3 protein-coding genes are annotated in these 6,401 nt (G+C 43.2%); 2 read left to right on the top strand and 1 reads right to left on the bottom strand.

Annotation, left to right across the window (positions count from 1 at the left end; translation table 11 throughout):
* Both JMX92_RS10300 and JMX92_RS10295 read left to right on the top strand, forming a co-directional pair.
* On the top strand, positions 1 to 2,681 hold a 2,681-nt coding region (locus JMX92_RS10300; protein ID WP_201545507.1), incomplete at its 5' end, for a transferrin-binding protein-like solute binding protein.
* A gap of 325 nt (positions 2,682 to 3,006) precedes the next feature.
* Positions 3,007 to 4,560, top strand: a complete 1,554-nt coding sequence (locus JMX92_RS10295) for a surface lipoprotein assembly modifier (RefSeq protein WP_201545505.1) — start codon at positions 3,007 to 3,009, stop codon at positions 4,558 to 4,560.
* 96 nt (positions 4,561 to 4,656) lie between these two features.
* Here the strand turns inward: JMX92_RS10295 and putP are convergent, their stop codons facing one another.
* Positions 4,657 to 6,153: a sodium/proline symporter PutP gene (gene putP, locus JMX92_RS10290; protein WP_011961155.1), complete on the bottom strand. Its 1,497-nt coding sequence runs from the start codon at positions 6,151 to 6,153 to the stop codon at positions 4,657 to 4,659.
* Between the last annotated feature and the right edge of the window lie 248 nt (positions 6,154 to 6,401).

Genomic DNA, 6,401 nt, shown 5'->3' with positions numbered 1-6,401 from the left:
GTAATGCCACCCAAGCGGCCAATATGCCAACAGAGGGCAGTGTCGGTTATAGCGGTGATGCCACCCATCGTCAGCTAGGCATTGGTAATGCCATCGAATTTGGTTCATCGGTATTTACCGCAGACTTCGTTAAAAAAGCAGTCGATGGCAAACTAAGCTTTGCTAAAGCAGGCGACATCAACCTTAAAGCGAGCATCGCTGGCAATACATTCTCAGGCACAGCAGATACCAATGATGGCTATGCAACCGAAGGTGGTTTCTACGGTGGTGACGCCCAGTACCTAGGTGGTGTGTATGAAGGTAATGGCGCCCAAGGTACCTATGGTGCTAAATCTGATACCCAAAGTGCAGCAGAACAAGCAGCGATAGATGCACAAGCTGCTGCTGATATTGCCAAGGCCCAAACAGCTGAACAACAAGCAGCGGCAGACACCGCAAAAGCGGCCGCGGAGAAAGCGGTAGCAGATGCTCAAAAAGCCCAAGCAGCCTTAGAGCGTGCACAGGCCAATCTTGAAAGTGCAGGCGAAGGTGGAGACGGCGGCTTAGCTGACGCCCTAGCACGTGCAGAAGCTGCCGAGAGTGCACAAACAGCAGCAGAGGACTTAGCATCTAAAGCACAAATAGCACAACAAGCGGCGCAAAATGCAGAACAGGCCGCTAAAGCTGCTCAAAAATCCGCAGAAGATGCTTTAGTAGCAGCACAAGCAGCTGCAGATAAGGCTATTGGAGATGCTAAAGCTGCCGCACAAGAGCAGGTAGCTCAGGCACAAGCAGAGACAGAAGCGGCAAACAGTGCAGCGCTACAAGCCAAAGCAAATGCAGAAGCGGCAGAGCTTGCTAGAGCCGAAGCTGAAGATAAAGTCATTGAGGCTAATAGTGCTAGAGATGAAGCTATTCAAGCTAAGAATGAGGCTGAGCAGAGAGCGCAAGAAGCAGAAGATGCTTTAAAAGCATCACAAGAGCTACCACCTGCACCAGTGAATCCAGATGCGCCGGCTTCTAGTACTATTACTGGTATCCAAAGCAATAATATGGATGCAAACGGTATTTATAAGGAATCGTTGCGTGGTGGGGTTGTTGATAATACATCTGCTAGCTTTGATGTGTTAACAACTAGAGTGGGAGAGCTTGATACTATATATATCACTGATCCATTAGATTTAACGCTTAGAAATGCCAGTGATAAGAGTTATAAAGAATCGGATTTCAAGGAGCATAATAAAACTCTAACCGTTAAAGGTACACTTTCTACCAGCAATATTGCTAAAAATCGTGACTTAAGCTATACCTCTGTGTATAACAACTTCAATGAAGATATGCAGATTGGTCATGTTTATGGTGTCTTAGATAGTACGGTTGATGGCAAATTGTCAACTGTCTATGCACAAGGTAAGTCTACCAGTGCTCAAGACATGGAATACATGAAAGCGTTATCACAGTACAATATTGATAACAATATCGATGATGGTAAGGTTGACTATGAAGGTGTCGCAACCTACATGGAAAATGGCAACATTGATGGTCCAATGATAGGTAGCTCTAAGTTCAATGTTGACTTTGTTGATCAACAAGTTGATGGTTCATTATCATTTAGTGGGCTAGAGGCTAAGAAAGTAAAAGCTGAGATTACTGGCAATAAATTTGCAGGTAATTGGAATGGCTTAGACACCCAAGGTAGTTTCTATGGTGATGATGCTAACTTATTAGGCGGCGTTTATAGCGACAGTACAGGTAAAGGTACTTATGGTGCGGAGAAGATAAACGCACCTGCACCGGTAGATCCAACTGAGCCAACCGAACCTGTTAACCCACCTGTACCAGCTGATACTAAAATGACAGGTTTCCAGTCTACCGCATTAAGTAGTATCGAGCAGAACGTTGCTGGAACACAGTTAGACAATGCTATTGGATACGTGACTATTCGTGATGATGCTTCAGACTTCACAGAAACAGTTGTTAAGAATGGGTCAGTAGTGCCTGTTGATAACCGTCAAGGCGACAACTTTACAAGCTTTGACACAGGCGTTGTTCGTGCAGATATGGTGAAGCCTGAGAATGTCGAAGACTCTTTATCCGTATCTTTACAAAAAGGAGGAGAGGTTATTGTTGAGGCTGGTAAAGGTGGCTTCAATCCTAAGTTTAAATATAGTGCTGTATATCAGAACTTTGATGGGCAAATGCAAGTAGGCCATGTCTATGGTAACTTTAATTCGTTGTTAGGCGACGTATCACGTGCGGCGAACGTTTATGTACAAGGTCACCTAACCGATCAAGCAGACATCGACTACTTAAAGCAAGTTAATGAGGGTAAAGCGTCGTATACAGGTAACGCCACTTATATTGAGAACATTCACTTAGGTGATACCGGAGCATTTGAGCCAGCCTATGGCACATCAGCCTTCGATGTTGACTTTGTGAATAACTCAGTGAAAGGTGAGCTTGCCTTTGACGGTAACTTCGAATATATGCCAGAAGGTAATAATATTGGTATTGAAGCGACCATCGATGGTAATACCTTTGCAGGGAATGTTAATGGTATCGACACTGCTGGTGGCTTCTATGGTGAAGATGCTAAATTCTTAGGTGGTATCTATCAAGATGCGGCAATCGAAGGTGGTAAAGGCGACTTACCTGGTACAGGAACTCGTTTCCAAGGTACATTCGGAGCTGAAAAACAGTAAAGTAAGCAGACTTTTGTTATCTTGATAAAATTAAAGCAAGCTCAATTAACTATTTTAAACACTGTAGTAAGAAAAAGCGCCTAATTAGGCGCTTTTTTTCTCGCAAAATTATCATTATTATCTTATAGTTAAGTTAGTAAAATACTTTGGTAAATATTGAAATATCTTTAATGTCAAATGAGTGACTACTGTTTATATCTCAATTATTTACTGTCGTATGACTCAGCATACCTCGATAGGAACACAGGTATACTAAAGCGGACTTGGCTTTAATTATAGAAAATAGACTGAATATTGGATTTTAGTAACACTGTTAGGGATAACTATGACACATTCGCACCTCTTAAGAACCCTCACCACTTCTACCTTATTGCTCAGCGTAGTTTATAGTCCTCTGGTCTATGCGGCTGACGATATTCCTCCTGGATTTATCGAGGAGACTAGAGATAATAATGACCAGGCAGATGAATTAATTAAACGTGAGCGCCAAGATATTACCTTAGGCACGAACGTACCAACAGCAACCGTATCTAAGCAAGAAGCACAAAAAGCACTAGATGAGCGCAAAAAAGTTCAATCTATACAAGGCTATGATTTAGAGGCTTTAAAAGCGGACCCTGTAACTTTTACAAAGTTTTTAAATGCCGCATTGGCAGCGCAGGATATGGCCACTGTTAAAGAGCTGCTCCCATATTATAGGGCATTAGAAGTTAATGATCCCATGCTAATTAAGTTCGCTGATGCCTTGGTATATCGTAGTGAAGGACAAAACAAAAAAGCTATTGCGATATATAAAGACATGTTGGCAGACAACCCTGACTTTCATCCAGTGCGTCTTAATATGGCCCAAGCGTTGTATGCTGATAAGCAGTATACCGCTGCTGCAGACCAGTTGCAGAAGCTGCGTGGTGCGGACATTCCACCACCGGTAATGGCCAATGTTGATCGCTTAATTGAGCGCATCAAAGAGCAGGAGCAGTGGCGCTTTAGTGCTTCTGCCAGCTATGTGTATGATAAGAACTTAAATGGGGTACCTGAAAGGCAAATTGTAGATGCTCAATTAGGTGCCACAAGTAAGCCTGAATCCGGCAAAGGTTTGCAGGTATCAGGAAGTGCGAGTAAACGTATTAACCTAGACAAAAACTTTTATGCTGAAGTGGGTGGTAATGCCTCGCTAAGAGGCTATTGGGATAATAGTGAGTATAATGATTATCTGGTCACAGCCTCGACAGCCTTGGGTTATGATGATGCCAAAAATGATGTGTCTATTAGTCCTTTTGTGACCAAGCGCTTTTATGGGGAAGAGCCGTATAGCTGGCGAAAGGGGGTGACGCTTAGTGGCTCACGTTGGGTGCAGCCAAAGCTCAAGCTGACGGCAACAGGTATGTACTCTAATGAAACCATAGATGATGATGACAAAGATCTGCGTGAAGCAGATGGCCTGTTTTTAGGGGTCAATGGTCTATATATTAAAGATGCCAACGAGTATTTTTATGGTGGTTTGGGTAGCTATAAAAACGATGTCGATAAGACCAGCTTCTTAAGTTATGATAGAAATTCAGTAAACGTGGGCTGGGGGCGTGAATGGAACCAAGGTATCTCTACTTTAGCCTCAGCAAGCTATGCTATTAAAGACTATGATAAGCCTTCAGATGATATCGCAGATTTCTTTTACCGAACTTATCGCGTAGAGGGCAATGATACCCATCGCAAAGACAAAACCAGCTCCTTAGGGTTGCAAGTTTGGAAGCGTGATTTGACGGTACTAGGCTTAACCCCACGTTTGGTATTTGATTATGAGAAGACCTCAAGTAACTTCAAATACTATGATGACCGTGATGACAAAACAGCCACCATTTTATTTACTAAGACTTTCTAGCGGGCAGGTAAAATACATTTATCTCTAGACAAAAAAGACCTCGCATCATGCGAGGTCTTTGGTGTTGATGAAGTGTGGTTTGAAGTGAGGCTATGGTTATAGATTGGTTTCCATCTCTTCAAATTTGGCTTGAATTTTGGCACTTGGTGCAGCAGTGGCCAAGCTGACGACCACAATAGCAATAGAGCTTAAAATAAAGCCTGGGATAATGGCATATAACCAGTCATTTAAAGCGACGCCATCAGGAGTTTGTATGCCTGCATAGACCCAAATAATCACGGTTAGGGCACCGACAATCATACCTGCCAGCGCACCATTACGGTTCATACGTTTCCACATTAAGCTAATAATAACCAACGGACCAAAGGCAGCACCAAAGCCTGCCCATGCGTTAGACACAAGCGATAATACTGAGCTGTCAGGGTCGGAAGCTAAGAAAATAGATACCAAAGCTACCACGACAACAGAGATACGACCTACCAATACTTGACGTGCTTCTGGGGCCTGTCTATCAAAGAATAATTTATACACATCACGGGTTAGAGAGCTTGACACTACCAGTAACTGTGAGGATATGGTACTCATAATGGCGGCTAAAATCGCTGCTAACAAGAAGCCTGAGACTAAAGGATGGAATAAGAAGTTAGTGAATACTAAGAAGATGGTCTCTGGATCATCTAAGGTCATGGCAGTTTTTTGGACATAAGCACGACCAGCAAAGCCTGTCATTAATGCCCCGATTAAGCTGACAATCATCCAGCTCATACCAATTCTACGGGCAGTTGGCACATCTTTTACTGAACGAATCGCCATGAAGCGTACGATAATGTGTGGCTGACCAAAATAGCCTAAACCCCATGCCATCAATGACAAAATGCCTAAAAAGCTCATGCCGCTAAAGATGTTAAGCATTTGGGGGTCAATATTGCGAATGGCTGTGGTTGTGGCACCCACACCGCCTAAATCTGTAAAGGCCACGACAGGTACAATAATCATCGCCAATAGCATAATGACGCCTTGCACAAAATCCGTGGTCGAAACTGCTAAGAAGCCACCGAATAAGGTATAGGCCACAACCACACCTGCCGTTACCCACAGGCCTGTGCTATAAGACATGCCTAGGGCGCTGTCGAATAATTTACCACCGCCGGCTAAGCTGGCTGCAGTATACACGGTAAAGAATAAAATAATAACGATGGCTGAGATGACACGAAGCAGGTGAGACTTGTCTTCAAAACGGTTGGCGAAATAATCGGGCAGGGTGATGGCGTTGTCAGCGACTTCTGTATAGACACGCAGTCTTGGGGCCACTAAGAGATAGTTCGCAAAGGCGCCGAGGGTTAAGCCTAAAGCAATCCAGATACTAACCACACCTGAGCTGTACATGTAGCCGGGCAGGCCTAATAATAGCCAACCTGACATATCTGAGGCGCCTGCAGATAAGGCGGCAACCCCTGGGCTTAAGTTACGACCGCCCAGCATATAGCCTTCTGAGTCGTTTTCGGCCTTAAAATAGGCCCAAATACCGATGGCAATCATCAGTAAAAAGTAGAGGGCGAGCGAGATGAGCACGCCAGGTTCAATTCCATTCATAACAAAATCCTTATGTAATATGTTTTTTAAGCACAAAAAAACCATTATGGTATTGGTATCATAATGGTTTTTTTATAAAAACTAAAAGAGTATCAACAAAAGTTAAGGTAATAAGGTAAAAGTTTTTTAATTTAAACTTTATGCCCTGAAAACTGCTGTGCAAAAACCAATAATAATCTATTAATGGATAAACAGCTCAGTATTCACAACGCATAGGTTACGCTCCATTAACTTTTGGCAATATAAGT

The organism is Psychrobacter sp. H7-1 (assembly GCF_904846585.1).
Classification (GTDB): domain Bacteria; phylum Pseudomonadota; class Gammaproteobacteria; order Pseudomonadales; family Moraxellaceae; genus Psychrobacter; species Psychrobacter raelei.
This window is presented reverse-complemented; position numbering and strand designations above follow the sequence as displayed.

What these genes read in the sequence shown, in the direction of transcription:
- JMX92_RS10295 (WP_201545505.1), top strand. Translation starts at nt 3,007, where the DNA reads ATGACACATTCGCACCTCTTAAGAACCCTCACCACTTCTACCTTATTG.
- putP (WP_011961155.1), bottom strand. Translation starts at nt 6,153, where the DNA reads ATGAATGGAATTGAACCTGGCGTGCTCATCTCGCTCGCCCTCTACTTT.